The sequence below is a fragment of the Streptomyces sp. CA-146814 genome (genome assembly GCF_050942385.1).
In the GTDB taxonomy this organism is placed as follows: domain Bacteria; phylum Actinomycetota; class Actinomycetes; order Streptomycetales; family Streptomycetaceae; genus Streptomyces.
On sequence record NZ_CP192068.1, the window covers coordinates 1,919,381 to 1,933,985 of the forward strand.

Annotated in this window: 12 protein-coding genes; 8 read left to right on the plus strand and 4 right to left on the minus strand. The window is 71.2% G+C overall.

The annotated features are described in order from the left end of the window. Positions 1 to 145: 145 nt before the first annotated feature. Positions 146 to 2,878 (plus strand): pyruvate dehydrogenase (acetyl-transferring), homodimeric type, encoded by a 2,733-nt coding sequence (gene aceE, locus ACQP09_RS08585; RefSeq protein ID WP_433397279.1) that lies wholly within the window; start codon positions 146 to 148, stop codon positions 2,876 to 2,878. 75 nt (positions 2,879 to 2,953) lie between these two features. Here aceE and ACQP09_RS08590 read toward each other — a convergent pair whose 3' ends face one another. Together ACQP09_RS08590 and ACQP09_RS08595 are read right to left on the minus strand one after the other, a co-directional pair. Then, positions 2,954 to 3,373, minus strand: coding sequence for a peptidase inhibitor family I36 protein (locus ACQP09_RS08590; RefSeq protein ID WP_433397281.1), 420 nt, complete (start codon positions 3,371 to 3,373; stop codon positions 2,954 to 2,956). A gap of 181 nt (positions 3,374 to 3,554) precedes the next feature. Next, a complete protein-coding gene (locus ACQP09_RS08595) occupies positions 3,555 to 5,174 on the minus strand; it encodes an MFS transporter (protein ID WP_433397283.1) in 1,620 nt (539 codons plus the stop codon). A 115-nt stretch (positions 5,175 to 5,289) separates the two neighbouring features. On the opposite strand from ACQP09_RS08595, the gene ACQP09_RS08600 reads away from it, so the two are divergent. The 7 genes from ACQP09_RS08600 (at position 5,290) to ACQP09_RS08630 (ending at position 12,968) form a co-directional block, all read left to right on the plus strand. Next, positions 5,290 to 5,946, plus strand: a complete 657-nt coding sequence (locus ACQP09_RS08600; protein WP_433397285.1) for a TetR family transcriptional regulator — start codon at positions 5,290 to 5,292, stop codon at positions 5,944 to 5,946. Positions 5,947 to 6,106: 160 nt separating this feature from the next. Beyond that, positions 6,107 to 7,315, plus strand: a complete 1,209-nt coding sequence (locus ACQP09_RS08605; protein WP_433397287.1) for an alpha/beta hydrolase — start codon at positions 6,107 to 6,109, stop codon at positions 7,313 to 7,315. An 86-nt stretch (positions 7,316 to 7,401) separates the two neighbouring features. Next, positions 7,402 to 8,370 carry a DUF4429 domain-containing protein gene (locus ACQP09_RS08610; RefSeq protein ID WP_433397289.1) on the plus strand — a complete coding sequence of 323 codons (969 nt, stop codon included), beginning with the start codon at positions 7,402 to 7,404 and terminating at the stop codon, positions 8,368 to 8,370. 91 nt (positions 8,371 to 8,461) lie between these two features. Next, positions 8,462 to 9,856, plus strand: a complete 1,395-nt coding sequence (locus tag ACQP09_RS08615; protein ID WP_433397291.1) for a sensor histidine kinase — start codon at positions 8,462 to 8,464, stop codon at positions 9,854 to 9,856. Next, positions 9,853 to 10,542 carry a response regulator gene (locus tag ACQP09_RS08620; protein WP_433397293.1) on the plus strand — a complete coding sequence of 230 codons (690 nt, stop codon included), beginning with the start codon at positions 9,853 to 9,855 and terminating at the stop codon, positions 10,540 to 10,542. The genes ACQP09_RS08615 and ACQP09_RS08620 overlap by 4 nt, the downstream gene beginning before the upstream one ends. A gap of 135 nt (positions 10,543 to 10,677) precedes the next feature. Beyond that, positions 10,678 to 11,739: an alpha/beta hydrolase gene (locus ACQP09_RS08625; protein WP_433397295.1), complete on the plus strand. Its 1,062-nt coding sequence runs from the start codon at positions 10,678 to 10,680 to the stop codon at positions 11,737 to 11,739. Then, the gene (locus ACQP09_RS08630) at positions 11,736 to 12,968 is read left to right on the plus strand and encodes an acyltransferase family protein (RefSeq protein ID WP_433397297.1); all 1,233 of its coding nucleotides are present in this window, start codon (positions 11,736 to 11,738) and stop codon (positions 12,966 to 12,968) included. The genes ACQP09_RS08625 and ACQP09_RS08630 overlap by 4 nt, the downstream gene beginning before the upstream one ends. A gap of 95 nt (positions 12,969 to 13,063) precedes the next feature. Here the strand turns inward: ACQP09_RS08630 and ACQP09_RS08635 are convergent, their stop codons facing one another. Next, entirely contained in the window at positions 13,064 to 14,089 is a 1,026-nt protein-coding gene (locus ACQP09_RS08635; protein WP_433397299.1) for an aldo/keto reductase, read from the minus strand. Beyond that, a complete protein-coding gene (locus ACQP09_RS08640) occupies positions 14,089 to 14,598 on the minus strand; it encodes a MerR family transcriptional regulator (protein ID WP_433397301.1) in 510 nt (169 codons plus the stop codon). Before ACQP09_RS08640 ends, ACQP09_RS08635 begins: the two co-directional genes overlap by 1 nt. Positions 14,599 to 14,605: the final 7 nt, after the last annotated feature.

Consider the following 14,605-nt stretch of genomic DNA (forward strand, 5'->3'; position numbering starts at 1 on the left):
TTCGGAACCTCGGGGTTACCCCACGGTAGAGATGACGTCCGGGCCCTCGCGGTAGCACGATGGAGGCGGCGCACACACAGTTGTCCCGGGGGTACGTTCCCCGTAACAGACCCCGCAGAGCACCACCGAACAGCGAAGGAACAGTGTGGCTTCCGGATCCGATCGCAACCCGATCATCATTGGCGGCCTTCCGAGCCAGGTCCCGGATTTTGATCCCGAGGAGACCCAGGAATGGCTCGACTCCCTCGACGCCGCCGTCGACGAGCGAGGCCGTGAGCGGGCCCGCTATCTGATGCTCCGGCTCATCGAGCGCGCGCGCGAGAAGCGTGTCGCCGTGCCCGAGATGCGCAGCACGGACTACGTGAACACGATCGCCACGAAGGACGAGCCGTTCTTCCCCGGCGACGAGGAGATCGAGCGCAAGGTCCTCAACGCGACCCGCTGGAACGCGGCCGTGATGGTCTCCCGGGCCCAGCGTCCCGGGATCGGTGTCGGCGGCCACATCGCCACCTTCGCCTCCTCCGCCTCGCTCTACGACGTGGGCTTCAACCACTTCTTCCGCGGCAAGGACCAGGGCGACGGCGGCGACCAGATCTTCTTCCAGGGGCACGCGTCCCCGGGGATCTACGCCCGCGCGTTCCTGCTGGACCGGCTGAGCGAGGCCCAGCTCGACGCCTTCCGCCAGGAGAAGTCGAAGGCGCCGAACGGCCTCTCCAGCTACCCGCACCCGCGGCTGATGCCGGACTTCTGGGAGTTCCCCACCGTCTCGATGGGCCTCGGCCCGCTCGGCGCGATCTACCAGGCGCGGATGAACCGCTACATGGAGGCGCGCGGCATCGCCGACACCTCCAAGTCGCACGTGTGGGCCTATCTGGGCGACGGCGAGATGGACGAGCCGGAGTCGCTGGGCCAGCTGTCCATCGCCGCCCGCGAGGGCCTGGACAACCTGACCTTCGTCGTCAACTGCAACCTGCAGCGGCTCGACGGGCCGGTGCGCGGCAACGGCAAGATCATCCAGGAGCTGGAGTCGCAGTTCCGGGGCGCCGGCTGGAACGTGATCAAGCTGGTCTGGGACCGCTCCTGGGACCCGCTGCTGGCGCAGGACCGCACGGGCATCCTGGTCAACAAGCTGAACACCACGCCGGACGGCCAGTTCCAGACGTACGCCACCGAGACCGGCTCGTACATCCGCGAGCACTTCTTCGGTGACGACCCGCGGCTGCGCGACATGGTCAAGGACATGACCGACCACCAGATCCTGCACCTGGGGCGTGGCGGGCACGACCACCGGAAGGTCTACGCGGCCTACGCGGCGGCCAAGGCGCACAAGGGCCAGCCGACCGTGATCCTGGCGCAGACGGTCAAGGGCTGGACGCTGGGGCCGAACTTCGAGGGCCGCAACGCGACCCACCAGATGAAGAAGCTCACGGTCGAGGACCTCAAGCGGTTCCGCGACCGGCTGCACATCCCGATCACCGACAAGCAGCTGGACGAGGGCTACCCGCCCTACTACCACCCGGGCCGCGACTCGGAGGAGATCCAGTACATGCACGACCGCCGCAACAGTCTGGGCGGCTATGTGCCGACCCGGGTGGTGCGTGCGAAGCCCCTGCCGCAGCCCGAGGATAAGACGTACGCGGCTGCGAAGAAGGGTTCGGGTTCGCAGTCGATCGCCACCACCATGGCGTTCGTCCGCATCCTGAAGGACCTCATGCGGGACAAGGAGATCGGCAAGCGGTTCGTGCTGATCGCCCCCGATGAGTACCGCACGTTCGGCATGGACGCGTTCTTCCCGAGTGCGAAGATCTACAACCCGTTGGGCCAGCAGTACGAGGCGGTCGACCGCGATCTGCTGCTCGCGTACAAGGAGTCGCCGACAGGCCAGATGCTGCACGACGGCATCTCCGAGGCGGGCTGTACGGCCTCGCTGATCGCCGCCGGTTCGGCGTACGCGACGCACGGCGAGCCGCTGATCCCGGTGTACGTCTTCTACTCGATGTTCGGGTTCCAGCGCACCGGTGACCAGTTCTGGCAGATGGCCGACCAGCTCTCGCGCGGTTTCGTGCTGGGTGCGACCGCCGGGCGTACGACGCTGACCGGTGAGGGCCTCCAGCACGCGGACGGCCACTCGCAGCTGCTTGCCTCGACCAACCCGGGCTGTGTCGCCTACGACCCGGCCTTCGGGTACGAGATCGCGCACATCATGCAGGACGGGCTCCGCCGAATGTACGGCGAGGCCAACGAGGACGTCTTCTACTACCTCACCGTCTACAACGAGCCGATCCAGCACCCGGCCGAGCCCGAGGACGTCGACGTGGACGGCATCCTCAAGGGTGTCTACCGCTTCAAGCAGGGCGAGACGGGCGAGGTCCCGGCGCAGATCCTGGCGTCCGGTGTGGCGGTCCCTTGGGCCGTCGAGGCGCAGAAGATCCTCGCCGAGGAGTGGAACGTCAAGGCGGACGTCTGGTCGGCCACCTCCTGGAACGAGCTGCGGCGCGAGGCCGTGGACGTGGAGCGGTACAACCTGCTCCACCCGGAGGAGGAGCAGCGCGTCCCGTACGTGACGAAGAAACTGGAAGGGGCCGAGGGCCCGTTCGTGGCGGTCTCGGACTGGATGCGTTCGGTGCCGGACCAGATCGCGCGCTGGGTGCCCGGCACCTACCAGTCGCTCGGCGCTGACGGCTTCGGTTTCGCCGACACCCGTGGTGCGGCGCGCCGGTTCTTCCACATCGACGCCCAGTCGATCGTCCTCGCGGTGCTCACCGAGCTCGCGAAGGAGGGCAAGATCGACCGGTCGGCTCTGAAGAAGGCGCTGGACCGTTACGACCTCCTGGATGTGGCCGCGGCCGATCCGGGCGCGGCGGGCGGCGACGCGTAGCCGTAGAGCTGCTGTACGGATCCGAGGGGCGGTGACGCGCGTGCGTCGCCGCCCTTCGGCGTACAGCGGCTCCTCCTAGTTCTCCCAGATCTTGAACGCCCTCACCTGGTACGGGGAGCGGGGCAGCCAGGTCCCGCCGCCCGGGTACGTCTCGAACTCCGCCGTCTCCTGGCATTCGGCCGACTGGTAGGTGGTGACGGGCCGGCCGGTGCGGTTGGCGAGGGACTGCGCGTCGCCGCCCTTGGGGAGCGGGGTGCAGCTCTCGATGTCGACGGTGGAGAGTTCGTACGTCTGCCGGGCGCCGGTGAAGTCGGGCTTCTTCCAGAGGCAGAGCCGGCCCGCCTCACAGGTGCCGAGCCGGACGTCCGAGGCCGGGTGCGCGCTCGCCCGGGAACGGTCCTGGGCGAGCGCCTGCGGGATGAGCGCGGTGAGCGCCGTGACGGCCAGGCCCGCGGCGAGAACGGTCGTACGGTTCGTGCGCGTGGTCGTACGCATGGTTGATCAACCCCCGTGGTCGTGCGCCGCCCCTGTCGTGGTGCGGCGCTGTCCTGACCACCCTGGCCAGCGGGACGGCACCGGCGGAAGAGGGAGACGGCCCACACCACCCTGATAGGCGACAGCCCCGCCGAAAGGATTCGGCGGGGCTGTGGTGTGCGCTGTGTTGACGCCGCAGGGGCTAGATGTGGCCGACTCCGGCGCCCGCCTCGGCGTTCGCACCGCGCTTGGTGAGGGTGGCGACACCGGCCGCGATGACAGCGACGACACCCGCGACGGTGAAGGCGAGGCCCATGCCGGACATGAACGTGTCGTGGATGACGCCGCCGATGGTGTTGATGACGTCCGGCGTCATGCCGGGAGCCTGGGAGAGGGCGTCGACCGGGACCATGCCGAACTCGGCGGCCTCCTCCAGCTTCGGGTCGGGCGTGCCGGGCAGGCCCGCGTCCGTCCAGTTGCCCGCGAACTCCGAGCTGACCTTGGAGGACATGACCGCGCCGAGGACGGCGGTGCCGAGGGCGCCGCCGACCTGCATGGCGGCCTGCTGGAGGCCGCCGGCCACGCCGGAGAGCTCCAGGGGCGCGTTGCCGACGATGACCTCGGTGGCGCCGACCATGACCGGGGCCAGGCCGCAGCCGAGCAGGGCGAACCAGAGGGACATGGCGAAGGTGCCGGTGGACTCGCTGAGCGTCGTCATGCCGAACATGGCGGTGGCCGTGCAGACCATGCCGCCGACCAGCGGGACGCGGGGGCCGAACTTGGTGATCAGCAGACCGGCGACCGGCGAGGAGACGATCATCATGGCGGTCAGCGGCAGCAGGTGCAGACCGCTGTCGACCGGGCTGAGGCCGTGGACGCCCTGAAGGAAGAACGTCACGAAGAAGAGGCCGCCCATGAAGGCGAACGCCATCAGCACCATGAGGACGGTGCCGGCCGTCAACGGGATGGACCGGAACATCGCCAGCGGGACGAGCGGCTCGCGTACCCGCGTCTGCCAGAGGCCGAAGGCGAGGAAGAGGGCGATCGCGAGGCCGAGGAAGAACCAGGTCCAGCCGCCGCCCCAACCCCAGGACTCACCGGCCTTGATGATGCCCCAGATGAGGGAGAACATCGCGCCCGAGAGCAGCACGATGCCCAGGATGTCGAAGGAGCGCGGTGCGTTGGCGGCTCGGTGGTCCTTGAGGATGACCAGGCCGAAGACGAGCGCCAGGATGCCGACCGGCACGTTGATGAAGAAGACCGACTGCCAGCTGACGTGCTCGACGAGCAGACCGCCGACGATGGGGCCGCCCGCGGTGGACGCCCCGATGACCATGCCCCAGATGCCGATCGCCATGTTCAGCTTCTCGGCGGGGAAGGTGGCCCGCAGCAGACCGAGCGCGGCCGGCATCAGCAGGGCGCCGAAGAGGCCCTGGAGCACCCGGAAGAGGACGACCAGGCCGATCTCCTTGGAGAAGCCGATCGCGGCGGAGGAGGCCGCGAAGCCCGCGATGCCGATGAGGAAGGTCTGGCGGTGGCCGAAGCGGTCACCGAGCTTGCCCGCGGTGATCAGGGCGACGGCCAGGGCGAGCAGATAGCCGTTGGTGATCCACTGGACGTCGGCGAGCGTGGCGCCGAGGTCCTTCTGGATCGCGGGGTTCGCGATGGCGACGATCGTGCCGTCGAGCGCGACCATCATCACGCCGATGGCGACGGCGAACAGGGTCAGCCAGGGGTGGCCGCGAAGCCCCTTGGCCGCGGCGGGCACGGGGCCGTCTTCCGGTTCCCGCGGCGCCTTCTCGACGGTGGTCTGACTAGTCATACGCGGAGACTAGTGACAGTCGCTGACAGTTGACAAACGCATTCACGAGACCGTAGCTGTCGCGTAGCTCACAGGTAAGCTGACCTGGACAAACGAGGGAAAAGAGGACCGGTACGTGACCCACGGGCAGAGAGCCGCGACCCGGCCCGGACTGCGCGAGCGCAAGAAACAGCACACCCGCGACGCCCTGTTGCGCGCCGCCCTGGAACTGTTCACCACCCAGGGGTACGAGCGGACCACCGTCGACGAGATCGTCGAGGCGGTCGACGTCTCCCAGCGCACCTTCTTCCGCTACTTCGCGAGCAAGGAGGACATCACGTTCGCCGTACAGGAGATGGTCGAGTCCCGCTTCATCGCGGAGCTGCGCCGGCGACCTTCCTGCGAGGCTCCCTTCGAGGCCATGCGGCGGGCGGTGCTCTGCGCCTGGAACAGCATCGGCGAGGCGATCGAGGAGGTCATCACGGTCGACCTCCATATGCGCACGTACCAGATGATCGAGTCGACCCCCTCCTTGCTCGCCGCCCATATGCGGCGCGGAATCGCCCTGGAGAACCAGATCGCCCATCTGATCGCGGAGCGCGAGGGGCTCGACGTGACGCAGGACCCCCGGCCCAGGGTGGCCGTGGCCGCCTTCTCCGGGGTCATGCGGGTGACCGGCCAGCTGTGGGGCCAGGGGCACGATCCGAGCGTGGAGGCGCTGCGCGACCTCACGGAGGAGTATCTGGACCAGCTCGTCCCGGCACTGGCGGGCGCCTGGCGTCAGGCGGAGTGACCCCCGGCCGCAACCCGACAGCGAGACACCGGGGCGCCCGCGGCAAACAGAAGGCAGACGATAACCGTCTGTGAAGAAATTCGGTTGAATCCTCTGCAGCCGGGTGATGTACCTCACCTGAATCACGGTCATACGCGCACGTCTCCTAGGGTGTGGCGCAGTGACCTCTTTCGACTCCTCCCCCACCCTGACCGCCTGGCGCGCGCTGCTCGCCGTAGCGGTCGTGTTCGTGATGCTGGCGACCACAGGCTGGTCCGCCGTACGGGATCACCACGCCGAAGGGGAGCGCGAGCTGGCCCTCGCCTCCTGGGCGCGGGATCGGATAGCGGGCCGTTCGCTGCCGGAGGTCGGCGCTCCCGCCTACCGGACGGCCCACTTCTTCGCCACGCTCACCTCGGGGCAGCAACTCGCGCTCGCCGGCAAGTACCCCTCGGTCGTGGGAAATCTGAACGGGGTTCCGGTCACCCTGCGCTACCACGCCAACCGGCTGGCCCTGAAGCGGGCGGCGGCCGTCGAGAAGCGGCGTACGTGCGACGAGGCGCTCTCACCGGACGGCCGAGACGAGGCGGCCCGGCGGATGGCCAGGTTCCGGTCGATGCTCGCGAAGGACCGCCAGATCCTGGCGTTCGACCCGTCCGGGAGGGGCCGCGCCGCCGAGGTGTTCGGCGACCTCGAACGGGCCGCGCGGGTCTCCGTGGTGGTCCCCGGCGTCGACACCGACCTCCTCACGCTGGAGCGGAGCCGCCGCGTCAACTCCGCGCCCGTCGGCATGGCGAAGTCCCTGTACGCGGCGGAACGCGCCGCCTCCCCCGGGACCCGTACCGCCGTCATCGCCTGGGCCGACTACACCGCACCGGCCGGTCTCGGCATGGACGCGGCGCTCGGTGTGCTCGCGGCGGAAGGCGCCCTGCGGCTGAACGCGCTGGTGAAGGCGTTGCCCGGCACGTCCGCGGTCTCGCTGTTCTGCCACAGCTACGGCTCCGTGGTGTGCGGCGTGGCCGCCGACAAGGCGCCCGACCGGGTGGCCGACATCGCGGTCGCCGGATCACCCGGCATGCGGGCCGAGAGCGCCGCACGGCTCGACACCGACGCCCGGATCTGGGCGATGCGGGACCGAAACGACTGGATCCGGGACGTGCCGCACCTGGAGTTCGGCGGCATCGGCCACGGCGCCGACCCGGTCGACCCGGCGTTCGGCGCGCGGCTGGTCTCGGCGGCCGGAGCGGCAGGCCACAGCGGCTACTTCGAACCCGGCACCGAGAGCCTCGGCAACTTCGCCGCGATCGGCGTCGGCGCCTACGGATCGGTCCGCTGCGCAACCGCCGATGGCGCTTGCCACCGTGGTATTTCCGGCGAACGGGAGAGCTGACGCGCGTAGAGCCGCGTGGCAAGACGATTAATTGGGACTTACGCCGAGGGGGGACGTGTGCGCCTGTGCCGCATACGATGAGGCACATGGGTGATGTGCTGGCCGGAATTCATGCCACCTGGGAGTTCGACACCGACTCCGTGCTCATCCGCTTCGAACGGGGTATCCGCACGCCGAAGCTCCTGCAGAGCCTGCGGGAGCGCCGCATCCCGCATGCTGCGCTGTCGTCGGTGACGCTGACCCCGGGCAAGCGGGACACGGTGGTGCTGCGTGTCGTGCCGAGACCGGGTGCCGATCCGCTCCTGGAGGCTGCCGCGGGGCAGCTGAAGGAGGGGTGCGACCCCTACCGCCTGGTGCTTCCGGCGGAGCGGGAGCTGCTCGCGGAGTATTACGCGGACGAGCTGCGGTCCTGTCTGGACCCCACGTCCGACGAGCCCGCGGACCGGTTCCTGGTCTCCGCGCCCGAGGCGCCGATGCAGTTCAAGGCGTATGACGGACGAGCCGCCTTCGACGGGGAGCGGGTCTCCTTCCGGTGGTTCTGGACGGGGGCCTCCAGTGCGAAGTGGAAGGCCGGTGACCAGACCTACCGGGTGAGCGAATTGGCCGGAATCGAGTGGCGCTCCCCCGAGGCCCTGGACGGCTACCTCCGGTTGGTGCCGCGCGCGGCCGTCCCGGCTGACCATCGCACCGGCGGCAGCCTCGGCGACCAGCACGGGCCCGTAACCCCTGGCCTGGAGGCGGCGGGCATCGCGGTGAACGGCGCTTCGGCCACCGTGAGCCGCGTCCCGGCGGACCAGGATCCGGCGGCGGTGCTTTTCGGCCTGGGGTACGGACCGGTGCACGAGTCGCTGCCCTTCGCCGCCGCCGTACTGGAATCCGTACGCCGGACCCAGAGCGCACCGGCCGTTCCGGCCCCGGTCCTGGTGAACGCCGGGCGGCGGGACCCCGCGGACATCGCCGAGCGGATACATCACCTCGGCGAACTGCATCAGGCGGGGCTGGTGACGGACGACGAGTACAGCGCGAAGAAGGCCCAGCTGCTCGCGGAGCTGTGAAACCCCGTACCGGAGTATCAGGAGGCGGCGGGCTGTTCAGCACTCCGGTATGACGCCCGGGAGGCGCTCTGGCTCCTAGGCTGACCCCGTCATGTCCACCACCCCCGCCGGGCCTCCGCCGCCCGCCGACGGCCTGCTGAGCGCCGCCCGCCGCAATCTGCGCGAGCTCGCCCACGGGCTGTCCCACGCGTCCCATCCGTCCACGCCGCTGCTGGCCGACGCCCCGAAGCTGTGGCAGCGGCTCCTGCCGTATGCCGTGGTCCTCGCGCTGGCCGCGACCTTCATCCCGGTCACGATCACCGTGCTGACCGGCCGGTACGGCGTGCCCGGCGCGCTGGCCGGGGCGCTCGGCGTGGCCCAGGCGGCGCCGCTGCTGATGCTGGCCCACCGGCCGCTCCAGGCGTGGTGGATCATCTTCCCGGCCGACATCCTGGGCGCGGTGGTGCTGCTGGCGCAGCCCGCCGAGCGGTACGGCGTCTGGCCGTGGCCCCCGCCGGTGATCGTCGCCTACCTCTTCCTGCTGCTGGCGCTCGGGCTGCGCGAGACGCGGCGGACCGTGATAGCCGTCTGGGTGGCGACGGGCGCCGCCGGAGCCGTGCTGCACCTGATCGCACCGGACCGCAGCAGCGGCAGCGCCCTGCTCCTGACGATCCTGGGCGCGGTGGTGCTGTTCGTCGGCGGTGCGGTACGGGAGAGGGGCGTGGCGCAGCGCCGGCTCGCCGAGCAGGAGACGATCAGCGAGGCCGAGCGTGCCCGGCGCACGCTGCTGGAGGAGCGGACCCGGATCGCGCGCGAGCTGCACGATGTGGTCGCTCATCACATGTCGGTGATCACCGTGCAGGCCGACTCCGCCCCCTATCGGATCAGCGGACTGTCGAAGGCCGCCGAGGAGGAGTTCACGGCCATCGCGGCGGCCGCGCGGGAGTCACTGGGTGAGATGCGGCGGCTGCTGTCGGTGCTGCGCAGCGACGGTACGGACGGCGACCGGGCTCCGCAGCCGGGCCTGGACCGGCTCCAGCAGCTGGTGGAGGCGACGGTACGGGCGGGGTTGCCGGTGGAGTTGTCGCTCGCCGCCGAGCTGAGCGGAGGCCGGAGCAAGGACCCGGGCTCGAAGCCGGGGCCGGGGCGGGTGGAGGTGCCGCCGGCCGTCGATCTGTCGGCGTACCGGATCGTGCAGGAGGCCCTGGCCAATGTGGTGCGCCACGCGCCGGGGGCCCGCACCCGGGTCCTCGTCGCGCCGGACCACGGCGACCTCGTCGTACTGGTCGTCAACGGGCCCGCCACCACCCGCAGTTCGCCGCTGGAGACGAGCGGGACCGGGCACGGACTGGTAGGGATGCGTGAGCGCGTACGGTTGACCGGCGGCACGCTGAGCACCGCCCCGCTGCCCGACGGCGGGTTCCGGGTCGCGGCCCGGATACCGCTGCCCCCGGCCACCCCGCCCGTCGCCGCACCAGCCGACCCCGTGCCTCCGGAGGACCTGTGACCATCCGCGTGATCATCGTCGACGACCAGGCCATGGTGCGGGCGGGGTTCGCGGCGCTGCTGGCGGCGCAGAGCGACATCGACGTGGTGGGCGAGGCGGCGGACGGCCGGAAGGGTGTGGAGGTCAGCCGCCACCAGCATCCGGACGTGGTCCTGATGGACGTCCGGATGCCGGAGATGGACGGACTGGCCGCCGCCCACGAGCTGTTGAACCCGCCGATCGGGGTGGTGCACCGGCCGAAGGTGCTGGTGCTGACCACGTTCGACGTGGACGACTATGTGTACGAGGCGCTCCGCGCCGGGGCCTCCGGGTTCCTGCTGAAGGACGCCCCGCCCGCCGATCTGATCGCGGCGGTACGGGTGGTGGCGGCGGGCGACGCGCTGCTGGCGCCGTCGGTGACGCGGAGGCTGATCGCGGACTTCGCGACGCAGCGGCCCTCGGGAGCGACGCGCGGCAGGCAGGCGCTGCGGCTCAACGGGCTGACTCCGCGCGAGACGGAGGTGCTGGAGCTGATCGCGCGGGGGCTGTCGAACCAGGAGATCGCGGGCCGGCTGGTGCTGGCCGAGCAGACCGTGAAGACGCACATCGGCCGGGTGCTGGCCAAGCTGGACCTCCGGGACCGGGCACAGGCGGTGATCTTCGCGTACGAGTCGGGGCTGGTGACGGCCGGGGACGCAGGGGCGTAGGGCCCGGCCCTCCCCCACCCCCTACCCCAGTAGCACCTCGCAGTTGGCACTCCGGTGTGACGCCTCCTCACCCACCGTCTTCCTACCTTCCTCCCGGTCGCACCGATCGGTGCGGCGGCAGAGAGGGAGGGCACGATGCGCCGATACGCGAGGACCGTGGTCGCGTTCGCACTGGCGACGAGCGTGGTGACGGGGACGGCCGGCTGGGTTTCGGGGGATGCGCAGCAGGCGCTGACCGGGCCGCCGCCGGGCATCACGTCGTGGCGGGCGGACCGGGCACTGGGAGTGGAGCTGCCGGATCCGGAGCGCGTGAGTCCGGTCGAAGTCGCCGCGTTCTTCGACGAGCTGAGCGAGCGGGAGCGCCAACTCCTCCTCGTACGGCACGCCTCCGTCGTCGGGAACCTCGACGGCGCGCCGCTGGAGCTGCGTTACCGTGCCAACGCCCTGGCGCTCGCCACCGCCGACGACCCCCGCTACCGCTCGCTCGCCGCGCCGGGCCGCCAAATCCTCGCGTTCGACCCGCGCGGGCGCGGCCAGGTCGCCGAGGTCTTCGGGGACCTGCGCACCGCGCGCCGGATCTCGGTGGTGGTGCCCGGTTCCGACAACGACGCCGGCACCTTCGACCGGAAGGTCGCCGCCCACGGCGCCCCGCCCGGCATGGCCAGGACCCTGCATCAGGCGGCCGGTCCGGGCACCGCCGTCATCGCCTGGGCCGGATACACCACCCCGGTCGGTGTCGGCGTCGACGCCGCGACCGGGCGCCTCGCTGAGGCGGGCGCCGAGCGGCTGGAGCGGTTCGCCAAGGGGCTGACCGCCGACGGGCTGCCCGAGCCGGCCGTCTTCTGCCACAGTTACGGCTCCGTCGTCTGCGGCCTCGCCGCCCACCGCCTGCCCGCCACCGACCTGGTGGTCCTCGGCTCCCCCGGCATGCGGGCCGACGATGTGGACGCGCTGCGGACGCGGGCCCGGGTGTGGGCGGCGAAGGCTCCGGCCGACTGGATCGACGACGTGCCGAGCGTGCGGTTCGCCGGGCTCGGCCACGGCACCGACCCCACCGACCCGGCGTTCGGGGCCCGCCGCGTCCCGGCCGGCGACGCCGAGGGGCACGCCGGGTACTTCGCCCCGGGCACGGAGTCGCTGCGGGTCTTCGCGGCGATCGCGCGGGGAGCCGCCGCCGGGGAAGGTGCGGCCCGATGAGGACGACTTCCTCCCGTGCGCGCCGGCTCGCCGCCCGCGTAAACGCCGCCACCCCTGCCCACCGGGACCGGGCCATCGACGGCCTGCGTGCCCTCGCCCTGGTCGCCGTGCCACTCGGGCACTGGATGCTCGGCGGCTTCCGGCTCGACGCGGACGGCCTGCACAACGCAAGCCCGCTCTCGGCGTTCGGGGCCTTCGCCCCGCTCAGCTGGGTGCTCCAGATGCTGGGGATCTTCTTCCTGGTCGGCGGGTACGCCTCGGTCCTCTCCTACCACCGCCGGCCCTCCACCACGGCCGCCTGGCTGCGCGGACGGCTGGTCCGGCTCGGCAGGCCGGTGCTGGGAGTGGCCGCCGTATGGGCGGTGCTGCTGGCCGCTTTGTCCTGGCTCGGCGTGCCGGGCGACACCCTGCGCACGGGGTCGACGCTGGTGATCCAGCCGCTCTGGTTCGTCGGCGTGTACACGGTCGTCACCGCCCTCACCCCGCTCTGTGTCCGCCTCGCACGGCGGCTCGGCGGGTGGGCCGCGCTGCCGCTGCTGGGGTCGGTCGCGGTGGTGGACTTCCTGAGGTACGGGCCCTTCGCCGACGGGATGCCGTCCTGGCTGAGCGTGCTGAACATCCTGCCCGGGTGGCTCTTCGCCTATCAGCTCGGTGTCGCGTGGGGCGAGGGGCGGATCGGGAAACGGGGTGCGCGGCTGCTGCTCCTCGGGGGCGGGGTGCTCTTCGCCGTCCTGCTGCTGGCCTTCCACTACCCGGCGTCGATGGTCGGTGTGCCGGGCGAGGTGCGGACCAACTCCCACCCGCCGTCGCTGCTGGTGGTGGCGTTGGCGGCGGCCCAGAGCGGGGCGGCGATCCTGGTACGGGACCGGCTGGGGCGGTTGTTGCGCAGGCCGCTGCTGTGGGCGCCGGTCGTGGTGGTCAACCTGTCGGCGATGACCATCCTGTGCTGGCACCAGAGCGCGATGCTGGCCGCCGCCATACCGGCCTCGGTGCTCGGCGACGGCACGGCGGCGGTGGCGGGGCTGACGACCGCGCCGGACACGGTGGGCTGGATCCTGGCCCGGATCGTGTGGCTGCCGGTGTTCGCGGGACTGCTGGTGCTGATCGCTCGGTACACCCGCCGCTTCGACGCCCCATGGCAGGCGGGCACCCGCGCCGCCCATGCCCGCCGCGCGCTGGCGGGGCTGCTGGCGGCGGGGTTCGCGGTGTTCGCACTGGGGCTGGCGTGAGCAGGGGCCGGCGTGAGGGGGGCCGGGTCCTTGGTCCTGATGAACTTCATGAACCATGTGATGGCCACGAGCCCGCCCCCGGCCCCTCGCCGCGCCTACTCGCGAGCCGCCGACGTAAGGCTCATGTCCGGGTAGCGGTCTCCCGCCACCTGGTCCGCGATCGGCTCCAGCAGGGCCAGTTCCTCCGCCGTCAGCGTCAGCCGGGTGGCGGCCACGTTCTCCAGGAGGCGGCTGCGCTTACGGGTGCCGGGAATCGGGACCACGGTGAGGCCGTGCACCTGGGCCCGCTGCTGCACCCAGGCGAGGGCCACCTGGGCGGCCGTCACCCCGCGAGCGGCGGCGATCTTGTGGACCGGCTCCAACAGGGCCGCGTTGGTGCGGGCGTTGTCGCCGGTGAAGCGGGGCTGCTGCTTACGGAAGTCGCCCTCGGACAGGTCCTTGCCCGCGTCGGTGAAGGACCCGGTGAGGAAGCCCCGGCCGAGCGGCGAGTACGGCACGAGCGTGACGCCGAGTTCCACCGCCGCGCCGAGCGCGCTCCTCTCGACGTCCCGGCTGAAGAGGGACCACTCCGACTGGAGCGCGGCGACCGGGTGCACGGCGTGCGCCTCGCGCAGCTCGGGGCCGGTCACCTCGCTCAGCCCGATCTGCTTGATCTTGCCCTGCTGGACCAGCTCCGCCATCGCGCCGATCGACTCGGCGAACGGGACGGCCGGGTCGTGGCGGTGCATGTAGTAGAGGTCGATGACGTCGGTGTTCAGCCGGCGGAGGCTCGCTTCGACGGAGGTGCGGATGTAGGCGGGGTCGTTGCTCACCGCCCGGTACTCGGGGTCGTCGGAGCGCACCAGCGCGTATTTGGTGGCGAGGGTGATCTCGTCGCGGTGGGCGCGCACGAAGGGGGCGAGGAACTCCTCGTTGGCGCCGCGCCCGTAGACGTCGGCGGTGTCGAAGAGCGTGACGCCCGCGTCCAGGGCCGCGTCGAGGGTGTCGCGGGCGGAGCGCTCGTCGGTGTCACCGTAGAACTCGCTCATGCCCATGCAGCCGAGCCCCTGGACGCCGATCGCCGGCCCGCCGTCGCCGCCCAGCCGGACGGTGGCGATGGGCGCCATCTCGTTGTCGGTCATCAGGCACTGTGCCTTTCCGGCGCCGTGCGGGCGCCCGCGTAGTACTCGATCTTGTGGTCGAGGACGGCGAGGGTGTCGTGGAGCTCCGCGATCCGCGTGATCACATCGCGGCGGGTCGACTCCAGCAGCTCCTGCCGCTCCTCGAAGGTGGACTCGCCCTCACGGAGCAGCTCCGCGTACCGCACCATGTCGGCGACGGGCATCCCGGTCAGCCGGAGCTTGCCGACGAAGACCAGCCAGTCCAGGTCGCGGTTGGAGAAGCGGCGCTGGCCGGTGTGCGAGCGGTCGACGTGCGGCATCAGCCCGATCCGTTCGTACCAGCGCAAGGTGTGCGCGGTGAGCCCGGTGAAGGCGACGACCTCGCTGATGGTGTAGCTGTCCCTGCCGGTGGGCCGGGGATGCGGCTTCGGCAGGGCCGTACAGGCGTTCACGTTGGAAGAAGCCGCGGAAGGCTGCGGCTGTGCGCTGGTCGCGGGGGTGCTCCGGGACGTTCCGTCGATCACCGTCATGCCCTCC

Excerpts from the sequence above, each read along its gene's own strand:
- ACQP09_RS08590 (WP_433397281.1), bottom strand. The coding sequence starts at position 3,373 with ATGCGTACGACCACGCGCACGAACCGTACGACCGTTCTCGCCGCGGGC.
- ACQP09_RS08595 (WP_433397283.1), bottom strand. The coding sequence starts at position 5,174 with ATGACTAGTCAGACCACCGTCGAGAAGGCGCCGCGGGAACCGGAAGAC.
- ACQP09_RS08610 (WP_433397289.1), top strand. The coding sequence starts at position 7,402 with ATGGGTGATGTGCTGGCCGGAATTCATGCCACCTGGGAGTTCGACACC.
- ACQP09_RS08615 (WP_433397291.1), top strand. The coding sequence starts at position 8,462 with ATGTCCACCACCCCCGCCGGGCCTCCGCCGCCCGCCGACGGCCTGCTG.
- ACQP09_RS08625 (WP_433397295.1), top strand. The coding sequence starts at position 10,678 with ATGCGCCGATACGCGAGGACCGTGGTCGCGTTCGCACTGGCGACGAGC.
- ACQP09_RS08630 (WP_433397297.1), top strand. The coding sequence starts at position 11,736 with ATGAGGACGACTTCCTCCCGTGCGCGCCGGCTCGCCGCCCGCGTAAAC.
- ACQP09_RS08635 (WP_433397299.1), bottom strand. The coding sequence starts at position 14,089 with ATGACCGACAACGAGATGGCGCCCATCGCCACCGTCCGGCTGGGCGGC.
- ACQP09_RS08640 (WP_433397301.1), bottom strand. The coding sequence starts at position 14,598 with ATGACGGTGATCGACGGAACGTCCCGGAGCACCCCCGCGACCAGCGCA.